This is a genomic window from Barrientosiimonas endolithica (genome assembly GCF_030296655.1).
Classification (GTDB): domain Bacteria; phylum Actinomycetota; class Actinomycetes; order Actinomycetales; family Dermatophilaceae; genus Barrientosiimonas; species Barrientosiimonas humi.
Map to the genome: position 1 here is coordinate 2303233 of NZ_AP027735.1, position 15049 is coordinate 2318281.

The 15049-nt window shown below is 72.8% G+C and carries 12 protein-coding genes, 1 other RNA gene and 2 pseudogenes; 4 read left to right on the forward strand and 11 right to left on the reverse strand.

Annotated features, from left to right (window positions below; all coding sequences use genetic code 11):
* Positions 1 to 23 precede the first annotated feature (23 nt).
* Positions 24 to 659: an IclR family transcriptional regulator domain-containing protein gene (locus QUE40_RS11695; RefSeq protein ID WP_289231063.1), complete on the reverse strand. Its 636-nt coding sequence runs from the start codon at positions 657 to 659 to the stop codon at positions 24 to 26.
* Between QUE40_RS11695 and QUE40_RS11700 the strand changes: the two are divergent.
* Positions 658 to 1772, forward strand: a pseudogene (locus QUE40_RS11700) (P1 family peptidase). The gene QUE40_RS11695 and the pseudogene QUE40_RS11700 sit on opposite strands and share 2 nt — an antisense overlap.
* A 57-nt stretch (positions 1773 to 1829) precedes the next feature.
* Here QUE40_RS11700 and QUE40_RS11705 read toward each other — a convergent pair.
* The 3 genes and pseudogenes from QUE40_RS11705 to QUE40_RS11715 form a co-directional block, all read right to left on the reverse strand.
* The gene (locus tag QUE40_RS11705; protein WP_289231064.1) at positions 1830 to 2888 is read right to left on the reverse strand and encodes a DUF695 domain-containing protein; all 1059 of its coding nucleotides are present in this window, start codon (positions 2886 to 2888) and stop codon (positions 1830 to 1832) included.
* 256 nt (positions 2889 to 3144) lie between these two features.
* A pseudogene (locus QUE40_RS11710) lies at positions 3145 to 4901 on the reverse strand (DEAD/DEAH box helicase).
* Positions 4902 to 5005: 104 nt separating this feature from the next.
* Positions 5006 to 5977 (reverse strand): zinc metalloprotease, encoded by a 972-nt coding sequence (locus QUE40_RS11715; RefSeq protein ID WP_289231065.1) that lies wholly within the window; start codon positions 5975 to 5977, stop codon positions 5006 to 5008.
* Between the two features lie 153 nt (positions 5978 to 6130).
* On the opposite strand from QUE40_RS11715, the gene QUE40_RS11720 reads away from it, so the two are divergent.
* Entirely contained in the window at positions 6131 to 6454 is a 324-nt protein-coding gene (locus QUE40_RS11720) for a DUF3039 domain-containing protein (protein WP_289231066.1), read from the forward strand.
* A gap of 42 nt (positions 6455 to 6496) precedes the next feature.
* Here QUE40_RS11720 and QUE40_RS11725 read toward each other — a convergent pair whose 3' ends face one another.
* Together QUE40_RS11725 and QUE40_RS11730 are read right to left on the reverse strand one after the other, a co-directional pair.
* Complete coding sequence (locus tag QUE40_RS11725; RefSeq protein ID WP_289231067.1) at positions 6497 to 7063, reverse strand: YqgE/AlgH family protein; 567 nt, start codon at positions 7061 to 7063, stop codon at positions 6497 to 6499.
* Positions 7064 to 7123: 60 nt separating this feature from the next.
* Positions 7124 to 8527: a DEAD/DEAH box helicase gene (locus QUE40_RS11730; protein ID WP_289231068.1), complete on the reverse strand. Its 1404-nt coding sequence runs from the start codon at positions 8525 to 8527 to the stop codon at positions 7124 to 7126.
* A gap of 20 nt (positions 8528 to 8547) precedes the next feature.
* Here QUE40_RS11730 and QUE40_RS11735 point away from each other — a divergent pair, with 20 nt between their 5' ends.
* Positions 8548 to 9453 (forward strand): hypothetical protein, encoded by a 906-nt coding sequence (locus tag QUE40_RS11735; protein WP_289231069.1) that lies wholly within the window; start codon positions 8548 to 8550, stop codon positions 9451 to 9453.
* Between the two features lie 110 nt (positions 9454 to 9563).
* Here the strand turns inward: QUE40_RS11735 and QUE40_RS11740 are convergent, their stop codons facing one another.
* From QUE40_RS11740 to ssrA, 3 genes are all read right to left on the reverse strand, one after another.
* Positions 9564 to 10973: an NAD-dependent malic enzyme gene (locus QUE40_RS11740; RefSeq protein ID WP_289231070.1), complete on the reverse strand. Its 1410-nt coding sequence runs from the start codon at positions 10971 to 10973 to the stop codon at positions 9564 to 9566.
* A 4-nt stretch (positions 10974 to 10977) separates the two neighbouring features.
* Positions 10978 to 11211, reverse strand: coding sequence for a hypothetical protein (locus QUE40_RS11745; RefSeq protein WP_142005803.1), 234 nt, complete (start codon positions 11209 to 11211; stop codon positions 10978 to 10980).
* Between the two features lie 48 nt (positions 11212 to 11259).
* Positions 11260 to 11627: a transfer-messenger RNA gene (ssrA, locus tag QUE40_RS11750) on the reverse strand.
* A 169-nt stretch (positions 11628 to 11796) separates the two neighbouring features.
* Between ssrA and QUE40_RS11755 the strand changes: the two genes are divergently transcribed.
* Positions 11797 to 12318, forward strand: a complete 522-nt coding sequence (locus tag QUE40_RS11755) for a hypothetical protein (RefSeq protein WP_289231071.1) — start codon at positions 11797 to 11799, stop codon at positions 12316 to 12318.
* A 20-nt stretch (positions 12319 to 12338) separates the two neighbouring features.
* Here the strand turns inward: QUE40_RS11755 and QUE40_RS11760 are convergent, their stop codons facing one another.
* Both QUE40_RS11760 and QUE40_RS11765 read right to left on the reverse strand, forming a co-directional pair.
* Positions 12339 to 13616 (reverse strand): SAM-dependent methyltransferase, encoded by a 1278-nt coding sequence (locus QUE40_RS11760; RefSeq protein WP_289231072.1) that lies wholly within the window; start codon positions 13614 to 13616, stop codon positions 12339 to 12341.
* On the reverse strand, positions 13613 to 14995 hold the full coding sequence (locus tag QUE40_RS11765; RefSeq protein ID WP_289231073.1) for an FAD-binding oxidoreductase: 1383 nt from the start codon (positions 14993 to 14995) through the stop codon (positions 13613 to 13615). The genes QUE40_RS11760 and QUE40_RS11765 overlap by 4 nt, the downstream gene beginning before the upstream one ends.
* Positions 14996 to 15049 lie beyond the last annotated feature (54 nt).

The following is a 15049-nucleotide window of genomic DNA, read 5'->3' on the forward strand; positions in this document are numbered from 1 at the left end:
CGAGATCCGCTCGGCGGTCGAGGTCACCAGCGGCCCGACGCTCGCCGGGTCGAGCGGGTGCAGCGCCACCACCCCGACCGACGCCTCCAGCCCGGGCGTGCCGCGCACCGGCGCCGCGAGGCCGTGCGCACCGGGCTGCAGCTCGGAGTCGGTGACGACGACGTCCTCCCCGACCGGTCGGCGCGCCCGAGCAGGATCGCCCGCCCGGCGGCACCGGCCTCGAGCGGGTGCCTCGACCCCACCCGGTAGGCCACGTGCAGGTCGCTCACCGTCGGCTCGACCACGGCGACGGCCAGCGCCTCGCCGTGCTCGGCGAGCGTGAGGTGGGCGGTGGCGCGCACGGTGTCGGCGAGCCGGCGCAGGTGCGGCACCGCCGCCTCGACGACCAGCGGGCGCACGGACACCGCGAGCCGCAGCAACCCCATGCCCGGCCCGACCCGCCCGTCCGCGCGGCGAGCGACCAGGTCCTCACGGGCCAGCGACGCGAGCAGCCGATAGACCACCGGCCGGCCGACGCCGAGGTCGGTGGCCAGCTCGGTGACGGTCGCGCCCTGCGAGCGGCTCGTGGTGAGCAGCCGCAACAGCGCCAGACCGCGGTCCATCGTCTGCGACGTCTCGCCGCCGAGGTCGGCCGGCTCGCTCTGAGGGCTCGGGCTCATGGAGCGCCACGCTAGCGCCGAGGCCGGATCGCTACGGTCGACCCGTGACTCGTGCGGCGCGCCCCGACCTGACCCCCTGCTGCGGCACGGCTGCCCTCCCGGTCCGCACGACACGATCACCGACGTGGCCGGTGTGCGCGTGGGCCACACCGACGTACGTCTTGGGCCGGCTCCCGACGGCGCGCACGACGTCGTCACCGGGGTCACGACCGTCGTCTTCGACCAGCTGTCGGGCGAACGTCGTTCCCTCCCAGCCAATCTCGCGGTGGGCAACGGTCACGGCAAGCTCGTCGGCGCCACCCAGCTGGTCGAGCTCGGCGCGCTCGAGACGCCGATCGTGCTGACCTCGACGCTGTCCACGTTCGCCGCCGCCGACGCCCTGGTCGACTGGGTGCTGCGCCGCCCCGGCCAGGAGGCCACGACGACGCTCAACCCGCTCGTGGCGGAGTGCAACGACGGGTGGCTGTCCGACATCCGCGCGCGGGCGATCACGGCCGACCACGTGCACGCCGCGCTCGACGGCGCGCAGGGCGGTCTCCCGGCCGAGGGGGCGGTGGGCGCGGGCAGCGGCATGGTGTGCCTCGGCTACAAGGGCGGCATCGGCACGTCGTCGCGCATTGCCCGGCTGGGTGACGACGCGGTGACCGTCGGCGCGCTCGCGCTGACCAACTTCTCGGGCGACCTGCGGGTCGGCAGCCTCGACCTCGCGGCCGGCGCGGTGCTGGGTGCGGGCGGCCCCGACGACGCGCACGGCCGAGCATCGGCGGCCACGAAAGAGCCTCACACGCAAGGAAACTCGTGCATCGTGCTGCTCGTCACCGACGCCGCTGTCGATGCGCGCCAGCTGCGCCGCGTCGCGCAGCGGGGGTGCTCGCGATGGGCAGGGTGGGCGCGGCGTTCACGCACGGCAGCGGCGACTACGGCCTCGCCGTGTCGACGGCACCGCCGGCGCCGGCCCGCCCCGACCACGAGCTCGACCCGCTGCTCGCGGCCTCGCTCGAGGCGGCCGAGGCGGCCCTGGTGCGGTCGCTGCTCGAGGCGACGACGACCCGCGGCCAACGGGGGCGGGTCGCCCAAGCGCTGCCCTGGTCGGCCCTCGGCCTCGAGCGCTGAGCGAGGCTGCCCGCCAGCCGCCCCAACCGCCGGCCGTCGTCAACCGCCCAACCGCGGTCAGCCGCGCAGGTGCGCGACCTCGGCCCAGCCCGGGTCGTCGTCGGTGCGCACCCGCGCGGTGCCGCCCCACCCGCGCACCGCCTGCTCGACGCGCGGCACGGCGTCGGTGGCGGGGTCGACGTACAGGTGCAGCCGGCGTACGCCCGCGCTGGACTCGTGCGCGACGACTCGCCCGTCGGGGCCGGCGGCCCGGCGCAGCTCCTCCTCGAGCTCGCGCAGCTCGGTGAGCGAGGGGTCGAGCGGCAGGCCGGCCTCGTTGCGGTGGCCGTAGGCCGCCTCGACGAGCACGTGCTCGGACAGCGCCGGGTTCATGGCGGCGGCCAGCGGCACCTCGGCGGCGGCCAGGACGGGCCCCATCGGTCCGTTCCCCTCCATCAACGCCCACGCGGGTTCGCCTGTGTCCGTAGTGAACTCGGCTGCAAGGTCGCGCACGACCGCGCGCAGCCCGGTCAGCCCGAAGCCGTCGAGCGGCGGCACCTCGCTGGCCGTCAGCTCGCCGATCCAGGTCTCAGTCTGCTGCTCGCCCAGGGTGACGTCGAGCATCAGGAACATCACCTGGGTGCGCACCTGCTCGGGCACCTCGGGGAACAGCGGGTGGTGCAGCACGACGTCGACGCGCGACCCGCGCCGCTGCACCCCGACCACGACCTGGCCGCCCTCGAAGCGCCGCTCGTCGATCACCAGCGCGTGGTCCTGCGGGTCGGCGACCGGCGGGCGGGAGTCGGCGTAGGACCAGACCAGGTCGGCCTCCGGCGCGGCGTCCCGCCAGCGGCGCGCGACCGCGCGCAGCTCCGGGTCGCCCTCCGGGCTCACGACCAGCACGTGCATCGACTCCGAGCCGGCCGCGGTCTCCCAGGACAGCCCCGGGTCGATGGCGTGCACCCGGCCGGACAGGTCCTCCACCGCCGCGTCGGGGATGGCGCCCTCACCGACCAGGTTGGCCCAGTTGCGCGACCCCGACTCCTGCCACCACTGCCAGAAGTCCTGGATGGCTCCCGCCTGGCGGCGCCGCGCCTCGCTCCTGCCCTGACCCTTGCCTCTGCCGAAGATGCCCACGGCGCCATTGTGTCGCCCGCCCCCGGGTCTCGATACACCGCTCGTCCCCCCACTCACGCTCGTCGAGTGCCGACGAGGCGCTAGCCGAGCCGGTGTATCGAGACGATCCGGCGCACCTGGTCTCGATCCGCCGCATCTGGTCTCGATACACCGCTCGTTCCTCGCGGCACTCGACCAGCATGGCCCCGCGGCACTCGACCAGCGTGGCCTCGCGGCACTCGACCAGCGTGGCCCCGCGGCACTCGACCAGCGCGGTTCAGCGCCGGCCGACGAACCAGTTGCGGATCTTGGCGATCCGGGCGGCGACCTCTTCGCTGCTGGCGCGGTCGAGGGTCGGCCCGCCGCACTGCTGGCGCAGGTCGTTGTGGATCACCGCGTGCGCCTGGCCGCTCTTGCGGGCGTACGCCGCGACCAGCGAGTTCAGCTCCTTGCGCTGCGCGGCGAGCGCGCGGTGGGCGGCGACCGGCTCGTCCTGCCCGCGCCGCTTGCGCCCGCTGCTGGCCTGCTTGGTCTGCCGCTCGCGCAGCAGGTGGCTCACCTGGTCGGGCTCGAGCAAGCCCGGCAGCCCGAGGTAGTCCTGCTCGTCCTCGCTGCCGACCTCGGCACCCAGCCCGAACTGCTGGGAGTCGAACAGCACGTGGTCGAACTCGGCGTCGGACTCCAGCGCCTGGAACGACTGCTGCTCCAGCTCGCCCGAGGCCTTCTCCTCGCGGTTGGCCTCGGCGAGCAGCCCCTCCTCCTCGGCCCACACGGCGTCCTCGCCGGCCGGGCCCGGGCGGTCGAGGGCGTGGTCGCGCTGGCGCTCCAGCGACGCCGCGTGGTCGAGGATGACCGGCACGCTGGGGAGGAAGACCGACGCGGTCTCGCCGCGGCGCCGCGCGCGCACGAACCGGCCGACCGCCTGCGCGAAGAACAGCGGCGTCTGGGTCGAGGTGGCGTAGACGCCCACAGCCAGGCGCGGCACGTCGACGCCCTCGGACACCATGCGCACGGCGACCATCCACCGCGCGTCCGACCCGGCGAAGTCCTCGATGCGCGCCGACGCGCCCGCGTCGTCGGACAGCACGACCGTGGGCTTCTCGCCGCTGATCGCCTCGAGGAGCCGGGCGTACGCCCGCGCACTGGTCTGGTTGGACGCGATCACCAGGCCGCCGGCGTCCTCGACGTGCCGCCGCACCTCGGTGAGCCGCTGGTCGGCCGCGCGCAGCACCGACGGGATCCACTCCCCTGCGGGTCGAGCGCGGTGCGCCAGGCCGCGGCGGTCGCGTCCTTGGTCATCGCCTCGCCCAGCCGGGCCGCGACCTCGTCACCCGCGCGGGTGCGCCAGCGCATGCTCCCGCCGTACGCCATGAACAGCACCGGCCGCACGACGCCGTCGCGCAGCGCGTCGGCATAGCCGTAGGAGTAGTCGCTCGCCGAGCGCCGCACGCCGTCGGCGCCCTCGTCGTAGCGCACGAACGGGATCGGGTTGGTGTCGGAGCGGAACGGCGTGCCGGTGAGGCTCAGCCGCCGGGTCGCCGCGCCGAACGCCTCGCGCAGCCCGTCACCCCACGACCGGGAGTCACCGCCGTGGTGGATCTCGTCGAGGATCACGAGCGTGCGGCGCGCCTCGGTGCGGCGGCGGTGCAGCTCCGGGCGGCTCGCCACCCCGGCGTACGTCAGCGCCACCCCGTCGAAGTCGGTCGCGTGCTGCTCCTGGGCGTTGGTGAAGCGCGGGTCGAGGTTGATGCCGACCCGGGCCGCAGCGTCGGCCCACTGGGTCTTCAGGTGCTCGGTCGGGGCGACGACGGTGACCTGCTCGACCACGCCCGCACCCAGCAGCTCGGTGGCCACCCGCAGCGCGAAGGTGGTCTTGCCGGCGCCGGGGGTCGCGACCGCGAGGAAGTCGCGCGGCGCCTGCTCGGCGTAGGACTGCAGCGCCTCGGCCTGCCACGCGCGCAGCTTGTCGGCGGTGCCCCACGCAGCACGCTCGGGGAACGCGGGAGACAGGTTGGAGGCAGCCGACGTAGACATCGCGGGCAACCTTAACCGGGCCCGGTGACAGGCTGGCCAACGCAGGTCGAGGGCCCCGCCACCAGCGGTGACGGGGCCCTCGATCGAGTGGGTGACGCGGCGCGTCAGGCGCGGTAGGTCACCCACAGGTTCTGCATGCGGGTCACCTGGCCGGGCGTGAACTCGTTCATGCACGCGTCGGCGGTGTAGTCCATGTAGTTGCGGATCGGGTCGAGGCCGGGAGCGGTGCAGGTGTCGCGACCGACGGGGCAGCCGGTGGCCGGCGAGGCCTCGGCCGGGGTGTCGGCGACCTGGTCGCCCTGGCCGCCGCAGCCGCCCTGGAAGGTGTGGTAGAGCCCGAGCCAGTGGCCGACCTCGTGGGTGGCGGTGTCGCCCTCGTTGTACGGCGCGGCCGTGCCGCCGGGCAGGCTCTCGTCGAGGATCACGACGCCGTCGTTGCTGCTGGTCTTGCGCGTCGGGAAGGTCGCCCAGCCGAGCAGGTCGTTGCCGAGGTCGGCGGTGTAGACGTTGAGGTCACCCTGGTCGCCCTTGCGCAGCGCCGACTTCATGGCCTGCTCCTGCGGGCCGGAGACCAGCCCGTTGTACCAGGACGCGTTGTTGGTGCTGTCGCTCGAGACGAGGCGGAAGGAGAAGCCCGAGCCGGCGTACGCGTTGTTCAGCACGGTGATCTGCGAGGCGATCTCGGCGTCGCTGATGGCCCCGCGCGTGCCGTCGGTGATCGTGTGCCAGTAGACGTCGATGACGACGGGCGTGAACGCCGTGGGGCTGCCCGGCTTCTTCGCGAGGCGACCGTCGGAGCGCTTCGTCAGGCCCTTCGCGGCGGCGTCCTTGCCGAACGCCTTCTCGCGCGCGTCGAGCTGGGCCTGGCTCAGCGCGTTCGGGTCGTGCTTGGAGGAGGACCCTCCGCGGACCTTGGCGCTGGCGGGGGCGTCGTCGGCGCAGCTGCTCGCGGTGGCGGACTTCCACCCCGAGCCACTGTCGGCCAGCTGCGCGGCCTGGCTCGACGGACCGGCGATCGCGGCCCCGCCGGTGGCCAGGGCGACAGCGGCGAAGAGCGGCATGGTGCGACGAATCATGAGTCTGTAGACCTCCATCGGGAGCCCACGGGGAGGGGGCTCGTCCGCGCAACGTATGGCACCTGCACCACGGCGTGGGGCGTTGCGCGCGCCGAATCTTGGGAGCTTCGTCCGCGCAGGTGCGCCCGGGCCGCCCGACCTACACTGGAGGGCATGTCCTCTCCGCTGAACGAGCCCACCGACCCCGGCCAGGTCCCCGAGCCCGAGCCGCTGGGGCCGAGCACCACCACCGCCGTGCTCGAGCGGGAGCAGGTCGAGGAGCAGAAGCAGGAGCCCGGCGACCACGAGCGCTTCTCGCACTACGTCCGCAAGGAGAAGATCCTCGAGAGCGCGCTGTCCGGCGAGCCGGTCACCGCGCTGTGCGGCAAGGTCTGGGTGCCCGGGCGCGACCCGAAGAAGTTCCCGGTCTGCCCCGTCTGCCAGGAGATCTACGAAGGGCTCCGGCCCCCGCAGGACGGCGGCGACGACCAGGGCTGAGCCCACCCCGACGTACGCCCTCGCCGCCTCGCGCGACGACGCTCAGTTCAGCGACGGGTCGGCCGGGAAGGTCGACACCAGCGCTAGCGTGCTGCGCTGGCGGCGCAGCACCGCGGTCCACAGCGCGTCGGGCTCGCGGCTGAACGCGTCGCCGGCCTCGGCGGGGACCACGAACCAGGCGCCCTCGCGGATCTCGCGCTCGAGCTGGTCGCCATCCCAGCCGGAGTAGCCGGCGTAGATGCGCAGGCCGGCGACCTCGGGCATGACGACGACGGGCGGCGCGTCGAGGTCGACCAGCCCGACCGACCCGAACAGCCGCTTGATGCCGATGGTCGTGTCGTCGCCGGGGATCGAGACCAGGCCGAGCGCGGAGTCCAGCTGCACCGGACCGCCCTGGAACAGCCGGCCGGGCTTGCTCACGTGCGGCTGCCACCCGAGCAGCACGGCGTCCACGTCGGCGTCGAGGGGCCGGTTGAGCACCAGCCCGTGCGCGCCGTCCTCGTCGTGGTGCAGCAGCAGCACCACGCTCCGCTCGAACATCTCCCCCATCCCCGGCTCGTCGTCCGGGTGTGGGACCGCCACGAGCAGACGCCCCGTCAGGTTCTCCACCGCAATACCTTTACCGGCTCGGCCGCGGTTGCGCGAGACCCCTGGGGAGGGGTCTCGCGCTCAGGCGTCGCGGCGCGGGCGGTGCGGACCGCGCGAGCGGCCACCGTCGTAGCGTCGCTCGCCGTCCCGGCGGGGGCCACCGCGGCGACCGCCGCCGTAGCCGCCGCCACCACCGGACCCGCCGTAGCCACCGGACCCGCCGTAGCCACCGCGGCGCGGGCCACCCCGGCCGCCGCGGCCGGCCCGGCCCCGGTTGGGCGTCAGCAGGCGGTAGAGGTCGTCCTCGCTGACCTGCTCGCCGCTCGGCGTGCTGCCGCCGGCCTGCGCGATCACGTCGTCGCCGGGCTGGGCCCGCACGAGCGTGGTGTCCACGCCGGCCTCGTCGAGCAGCCGCTGGACGACCTTGCGCTGGTGCGGCAGCGCCAGCGTGACGACCGTGCCGCTCTCACCGGCCCGGGCCGTGCGGCCCGCGCGGTGCAGGTAGTCCTTGTGGTCGGCCGGCGGGTCGAGCTGCAGCACCACGCCCACGTCGTCGACGTGGATGCCGCGCGCGGCGACGTCGGTCGCGACGAGCACGGGCACCCGCCCGTCCTTGAACGCCGACAGCACCTTGTTGCGCTGGCCCTGGTTGAGCCCGCCGTGCAGCGCGGCCGCGACGACACCGAGGTCGCGCAGCTCTCGCGCGACGCGGTCGGCGCCGAGCTTGGTGCGGCAGAACACGACCGTACGTCCGGGCCGGTTCGCGACCTCGGCCGTCACCACCTTCTTGTGCTGGGGGTCGATGAGCAGCGCGTGGTGGCTCATCGTCGCCACGCTGGCGGTGCCGTCGTCGGTCGAGTGGGTGACCGGGTCGACGAGGTAGCGGTCGACCACGGTGTCGATGCCCCGGTCCAGCGTCGCCGAGAAGAGCAGCCGCTGACCGCCCTCGGGGATCTGGTCGAGGATCTCGGTGATGGCCTCGAGGAAGCCCATCTCGGCCATGTGGTCGGCCTCGTCGAGGATCGCGATCTCGACGCGCGACAGGTCGGCGGCACCACGCTCGATGAGGTCCATCAGCCGGCCCGGCGTGGCGACCAGCAGGTCGACGCCGCGCTGCAGCGCCTGCAGCTGCGGCTCGTACGGCATGCCGCCGGCGACCAGCTTGTGCCGCAGCCCGATCACGTGGACCAGCGGCATGAGCGCGTCGCTCACCTGCATCGCCAGCTCACGGGTCGGCGTCAGCACGATCGCGCGCGGCTGGTGCGGGCGGGCCTTGCCGCCGGCCGCGAGCCGAGCCAGGGTCGGCAGGCCGAAGGACAACGTCTTGCCCGAGCCGGTGCGACCGCGGCCCAGCACGTCGCGCCCGGCGAGCGCGTCGGGGATGGTCGCCGCCTGGATCGGGAAGGGCTTGGTGATGCCGTCACGGGCGAGCCGCTCGACGATCAGGTCGGGCAGGCCCAGCGCGGCAAAACCGTTGTCCTGCATGTCGATCGGCTCGTTGCTGGATGCGGCCGGCGTCTCGACGGGAGCGGTCTGCGCGGCCGGGGCCTCTCGCTCCTCTCGGCGGGGGCGCGGTCGTCGCGACGCTGCGGGCGGTCCTCGCGCTGGAAGCGGTCGCGGCGGTCGAACCGGTCGTCGCGGCGGTCGCGTCGCTCGTCACGACCGAACCGGTCACCGCGCTCGTCGCGGCGGTCACCACGGCGGTCGTCGCGGTTGAACCGATCACCGCGATCGTCCCGCTCGAACCGGCGCGGGCGCTCGTCCCGGTCGAACCGCCGCTGCGGGCGGTCGTCCTCTCGACGGTTGCTGCGCTGCGGACGCTCGTCGCGCTCGAAGCGGCGCGGCCGGTCGTCCCGGCCGGACCGGTCATCACGCTCGTCGCGGCGGTCACCACGGCGGTCGTCCCGGTCGAACCGGCTGCCACGCTCGTCCCGCTCGAACCGGCGCGGGCGCTCGTCCCGGTCGAACCGCCGCTGCGGGCGGTCGTCGTCGCGACGGTTGCTGCGCTGCGGACGCTCGTCCCGGTCGAACCGGCGCTGCGGCCGGTCGTCGTCGCGACGGCTGTCGTCGCGGCGGTACCCGTCGCGCCGGTCCCCCGCGGGGGGCGACGGTCGTCGCGGGCTGCTGACCGACGTACGTCGTCGCGGCGGGTGTCGTCACGTCGCGGCTCGTCGCGGCGGGCGTCGTCGCGGTCGCCCGGGCGACCGCGCACCTGCTTGCGCACCTTGGCGCGCTGGGCCTCGAGCTTCTGCGCCCGGGTCCACCGGGCCTTCTTCGGGGCAGCCTTGTGCCCACGATTGGAGGACTTCACTGATCTCTCGCTTCGTGTCTTGAGTACCGGCCGCGTCGTGGGTCGGAGCGCTGCAGGGAGGCAGTCGGCTCAGGCGGCAAAGATCTCGGCGCTCAACTGAAGGAAGACAGGAAACGAACGCAAGATCGCGTACTGGGGTGTCACCAGCCTAGCGGCGCACGGGCCACCGGCAGAAATCGAACGGGGCCGATGTGTGGCGGCCCACACCGCTCAGGACTCGGCGGGCTCGCCCTTCGCGGCCGCCTCGACCGCCTCGGCGACCGACGCCGAGAGGTTGGGGTGGAACACGCTGGGGATGATGTACGCCGCGTTGAGCTCCTCGCGCGGCACGGTGTCGCTGACCGCCTTGGCGGCTGCGAGCAGCACCTCGTCGGAGACCTCGTCGGCGTGCGCGTCGAGCAGCCCGCGGAAGACGCCGGGGAAGACCAGCACGTTGTTGATCTGGTTGGCGAAGTCGCTGCGCCCGGTCGCGACGACCGCGGCGTGCTGCGCCGCGGCGGCGGGGTCGACCTCGGGCACCGGGTTGGCCAGCGCGAAGACGATCGAGTCCTCGGCCATGGTCGCGATGTCGTCACCGGTCAGCAGGTTCGGGGCGGAGACCCCGATCAGCACGTCGGCGCCGCGGATCGCGTCCTTGAGGTTGCCCTGCAGGCCGCGCTCGTTGGTGTGCTCGGCGATCCACTGCAGGTGCGGGTTGCTGCCGGTGCTCACGTCGGGTCGCTCACGGTGGATGACGCCGTTGATGTCGGTGACGACGACGTCACGCGCTCCGGCCTTGATGAGCAGCTTGAGGATCGCGGTGCCCGCGGCGCCGGCACCGCTCATCGCGATGCGCACGCCCTCGAGCTCCTTGCCGACGACGCGCAGCGCGTTGCGCAGCGCGGCCAGCACCACGATCGCGGTGCCGTGCTGGTCGTCGTGGAAGACGGGGATGTCGAGCTCGTCGCGCAGCCGCTCCTCGATCTCGAAGCAGCGCGGCGCCGAGATGTCCTCGAGGTTGATGCCGGCGAACACCGGCGCGATCGCCTTGGCGGTGCGGATGATCTCCTCGGTGTCGTAGGTGTCGAGGCAGATCGGGAAGGCGTCGATGTCGGCGAAGCGCTTGAACAGCGCGGCCTTGCCCTCCATGACCGGCAGCGCGGCCAGCGGGCCGATGTCACCGAGACCGAGCACGGCGGAACCGTCGGTGAGCACGGCCACCGTGTTGCGCTTGATCGTGAGATTCCTTGCGTCCGAGGGCTTCTCGGCGATCGCCATGCACACCCGGGCGACACCCGGGGTGTAGATCAGCGACAGGTCGTCGCGGTTGCGGATCGGGACCTTCGGCTTGACCTCGAGCTTGCCGCCGAGGTGGACCAGGAACGTGCGGTCGGACACCTTGCCGATGACGACGCCCTCGACCGAGCGCATCGCGTCGACGATCTGGTCGCCGTGGTCGGTGTCGCGCGCGTTGAGCGTGACGTCGACCTGCATCCGGTCGTTCGAGGAGGAGGTGATGTCGAGAGCGGTGACGAGCCCGCCGGCACGCTCGACGGCTCCGGACAGCTCGCTGACGGCGGTCGGTCGCCCGGGGAGCTCGAGGCGGACGGTCAGGGAGCTGGAGATCGACGGACTGGTCATGCCCTCATCTTCTCGGGTTTCGCGGGTCGGCGTGCACGCTGCGGAGACGTCCGCGGCGCAGGATCAGCAGGGAGATCAGCGCGGGAACGACGAGGAAGGCGCCGATGAAGATCAGCGAGGTCCACCCGGCGGCGGCGCCCACGACGAGCACCACGACCCCCAGCAGCAGCCACGCGATTCCGTCGCCCAGAGCACGCCGGTCATGCCGGTCGGAGGAGTCCACGGTCGCGGGAGGCACGAGGAGATTGTGTCAGTCACTGATCAGGGCGACGCGCCCGGCCGTGGATGGTGGAGGTGGCGGGAATCGAACCCGCGTCCGCTGACGGCGATGAAGGGCTTCTCCGGGTGCAGTGCGCTGTGGATTTTCTCGGCCCCAGGGCTCGCACGCACACGTTCCCTGACAGGCCCAGCCGAGTAAGAGTCCCGCGCCGCCCCTCGGCATGGCGGCGCAGCAAGCTCCCTAGCTGACGCCAGGCACTGAGTCGGAAGCTAGCTCAGGCTGACGGACTTCGAGGCTCGCTCAGGCGGCGAGGGCGAAGTCGGTGCGCTTGGAATTGGCACCTATTGGGTTTGCACGGAGCGTTGACGAGATGACCGTGCGTCCTCGACCCGCTTCCCCTGCAACGGCGATCAGCGTCGAAACCGATCACCCCCGCGAGGCACGGGCGCGTCACCACTGTTCAGTTTGTTGTCGCCTCTGCTCCTCCGCGCGGGCTCACAGGCTCACCCGCTCGGCATCGTCGAGGACGACGTCCTGCATGCTACTCGCCACAACCACGTGGGCTCGACGGATACTTCGCCGGCCGCTGGCAGGATGCGGCCCATGACCTCGCCCGCTCCGGCTCCGCCCGGTCCCTCACCGCTCACCTCGCTGCGCATCACGATGGGCGCGCTCCTGGTCAGCCCGGTGATCCTCACCCTCATGATCACGTTCGTGCTCTGGCCCAACCGTGACCCGCTGCCGTGGTGGCCGGTCCTGGCGGTGTTCGCCGCCACAGCCGCCGGCTTCCTGCTCGCGCAGCTCATGGGCTACACCAAGCGGCCGGTCGCCGGAAAGACCCCCGAGGAGCGGGGTCGCGCGTCGCTCGAGAGGTTCCGGGCCGAGCTCATACTCCGGTTCGCCCTGACCGAGACGCCGATCGTCATCTCCATCGTCCTCGCGTTCATCGTGCGCAACCCGATCCCGCTGTACGCCGGCGCTTCCCTGGGCATCCTGTCGCTCGTCTGGCACGCGTGGCCGGCCACGCGACTCATCGACGAGGCAGACGCCCGCTACTCCGCCGCCGACGGTCGACCGGCGTACCTCAAGGACGCCCTGGCCGGCCGCGCCGTCACCGCCACCTGACCCGCGCAGCCCGCCGTGCCTCACACCCCGAAGTCGGGCCGCAGCGGGTAGTCGCCCGAGCCGTCGGGCGCCAGCTTCTCGCCGAGCACCTGGTGCAGCTGGACGACGTTGCGGCGGAAGCCGAGCGAGGACCCGGCGAGGTAGAGCCCCCACACCTTGGCGGTGGCGAGCCCGGCCTCCTCGACCGCGTCGTCCCAGCTGGCGCTGAGGTTGCGCGCCCAGGCGCGGCAGGTGCGGACGTAGTGCTCGCGCAGGTCCTCGACGTGCCGCACCTCGAAGCCCTGGTCCTGCATGCGCGACACGATCGTGCCGACGCCGGTGAGCTCCCCGTCGGGGAAGACGTAACGGTTGATGAAGCCGCCGCGCGGCACCCCGTCGTGCTGGGTGTCGGGGCGGGTGATCGAGTGGTTGAGCAGCCGGCCGCCGGGGCGCAGCTTGGCGTGCAGGAACGCGAAGTAGTCGGGGTAGTTCTTGACGCCGATGTGCTCGGTCAGCCCGATCGAGCTGATCGCGTCGAAGTCGCCCTCGGCCACGTCGCGGTAGTCCAGGTGGCGCACCTCGGCGCGGTCGTCGAGCCGGTCGTTCTTGATCCACTGCTGGGCGTACGTCGCCTGCTCGCGCGACAGCGTGACGCCCAGCGCGGTCACGCCGTAGTGCTGCACCGCGTGCCGCACCATGCCACCCCACCCGGCGCCGACGTCGAGCATTCGCATGCCCGGCCGCAGCCCGAGCTTCTTGCACACCAGGTCGAACTTGTGCGCCTGCGCCTCCTCCAGGCTCGCGTCCTCACGGGGGTAGCAGGCGCACGTGTAGGCCATCGACGGCCCCAGCACCAGCTCGTAGAAGCTGTTGCTCACGTCGTAGTGGTGGTGGATCGCCTGCGCGTCGCGGCGCCGCGAGTGGCGCAGCCCCTCCAGCGCCCGGCGCCACCCCGGCACCGCCTCCACGGTCGGCAGCGGCGGCGGCACCAGCGAGCGAATCCCCAGGTCTCGCAACAGGTTCGGCAGCTCACTGAGCGCCGGACGCTGCACCTGGATCTGCTGCGGGAGCGCGTCGAGCAGCGCGGTCGGGTCGCCCATGTCGAGCCCCGGCACCTCGAGGTCGCCCTGGACGTACGCCCGCGCCAGCCCGAGCTCGCCCGGCGCCGTGACCAGGTATCGCAGCCCCCGCTCGTTGAGCAGCCGGAACACGACGGGGGCGTCAGCGCCCCCGCCGCTGGAGCCGTCGTACGCCTCGAGCCGGAAGGGTGCGTCGGCCCCGAACAGCCGGGTCGCCAGCTCTCCGATCGTCGTCGTCATCGTCGTCCCACCGCCTTCGCGTAGAGGTCGGGAAGCCGGCCGTCGGGATCGTACTTGCCCTTCACCTGCTCGTAGGTCCGGCCGCCGTAGAGCGACCAGAAGGTCTCTTCGTCGTAGTAGGCGTCGGAGTAGAGCGACTTGTGACCGCCGAGGTCGGCCACCTCGCGCTCGATCGCCCGGTTCGCGTCGCCGTCGACGGCCGGCGGCTCGATCGGCACGCTCGACCAGAACCCGACGTTGACGTACGTCTCCCCCACCTTGAGCGGATAGAGCGGCCACGGCTGCTCCCCGTGCTCGGTGTCGCGAACGGCCAACGGGCACAACCAGATCGGCTCGATCGGCACCTCGCGCAGGAACCACTCGACGAACTCGGTCGTGCGCTCGATCGGGATCTCGACGTCCTGCACGACGCGCTCGCGGGGTGGCCTGCCGCGTCGCTCCTCCAGGGCGGCCCACCAGCCGTGCCGGTTCTCGAAGCGGATCACCTTGCCGTAGGTCTCGCTGCGCAGGAACCGCCGCGGCACCGCCCGGCGCACCAGCGGGTTCTGCACGAACAGCGCCCGCGAGCACCAGAACCAGTCGGTGTCCCAGCGCCACAGGTAGTCCTTGACCGTGAGGTGGTCCTCGCGCCGCTGCTGGATCGAGCGGTAGAAGATCTGCTGCCCGGTGTAGTCGCTCGTGCGCGGCGCCTCGTCGACGAACGACGCCAGCACGAGATATGCCTCGGTCTCCGAGAAGACGACGCCATCGACGAAATCGACTGTCTCGCCTGCGTGCTCACGCTCCACCACCACGCGCTGCAGCTCCTGCACCAGGGCCGCGACGCTGGTGAACGGCGCGTGGCGCAGGTGCACGAACGGCTGCACGGGTGCCAGGTCGATCTGCACCCGGGTCGCGTAGCCGAGCGACCCGTAGGAGTTGGGGAACGCGCGGAACAGGTCGGCGTGCTCGCTGTCGCTGCAGGTCAGCAGGTCGCCCGCGCCGGTGATGACGTCGAGCTCGCGCACCGACTCGTGCGGCAGCCCGGCCCGGAACGAGGACGACTCGATGCCGAGCCCGGTCACCGCTCCGCCGAGCGTGATGGTGCGCAGCTGCGGGACGACGTACGGCATGAGCCCGTGCTCGAGGGTCGCGTCGACGAGGTCCTCGTAGCGGCACATGCCCTGCACGTCGGCGACGCGCCGGTCCGGGTCGATGGCGATGACGCCGTCGAGCGCGGACACGTCGAGGCCCGGGCGGCCGGTCGCGGCGCGCGGTCGGAACAGGTTGGACGACGACTTCGCCAGCCGCACCGGCTCACCGGCGGGGATCGCCTCCAGCTGCGCGCGCAGCTGCTGCTCCGCGGCTCGGTGACGCTCCCAGCCGATGACCTCCACCACGCCCCCGCACCTCCCGGCTCGCTTTCCGGCAATTCTCAGCCTGCCCCGAACCTC

Coding starts and splice junctions, on each gene's coding strand:
- QUE40_RS11760 (WP_289231072.1), bottom strand. CDS start 13,616: ATGACGACGACGATCGGAGAGCTGGCGACCCGGCTGTTCGGGGCCGAC.
- QUE40_RS11715 (WP_289231065.1), bottom strand. CDS start 5,977: ATGATTCGTCGCACCATGCCGCTCTTCGCCGCTGTCGCCCTGGCCACC.
- QUE40_RS11720 (WP_289231066.1), top strand. CDS start 6,131: ATGTCCTCTCCGCTGAACGAGCCCACCGACCCCGGCCAGGTCCCCGAG.
- QUE40_RS11755 (WP_289231071.1), top strand. CDS start 11,797: ATGACCTCGCCCGCTCCGGCTCCGCCCGGTCCCTCACCGCTCACCTCG.
- QUE40_RS11730 (WP_289231068.1), bottom strand. CDS start 8,527: ATGCAGGACAACGGTTTTGCCGCGCTGGGCCTGCCCGACCTGATCGTC.
- QUE40_RS11740 (WP_289231070.1), bottom strand. CDS start 10,973: ATGACCAGTCCGTCGATCTCCAGCTCCCTGACCGTCCGCCTCGAGCTC.
- QUE40_RS11735 (WP_289231069.1), top strand. CDS start 8,548: ATGCGGCCGGCGTCTCGACGGGAGCGGTCTGCGCGGCCGGGGCCTCTC.
- QUE40_RS11695 (WP_289231063.1), bottom strand. CDS start 659: ATGAGCCCGAGCCCTCAGAGCGAGCCGGCCGACCTCGGCGGCGAGACG.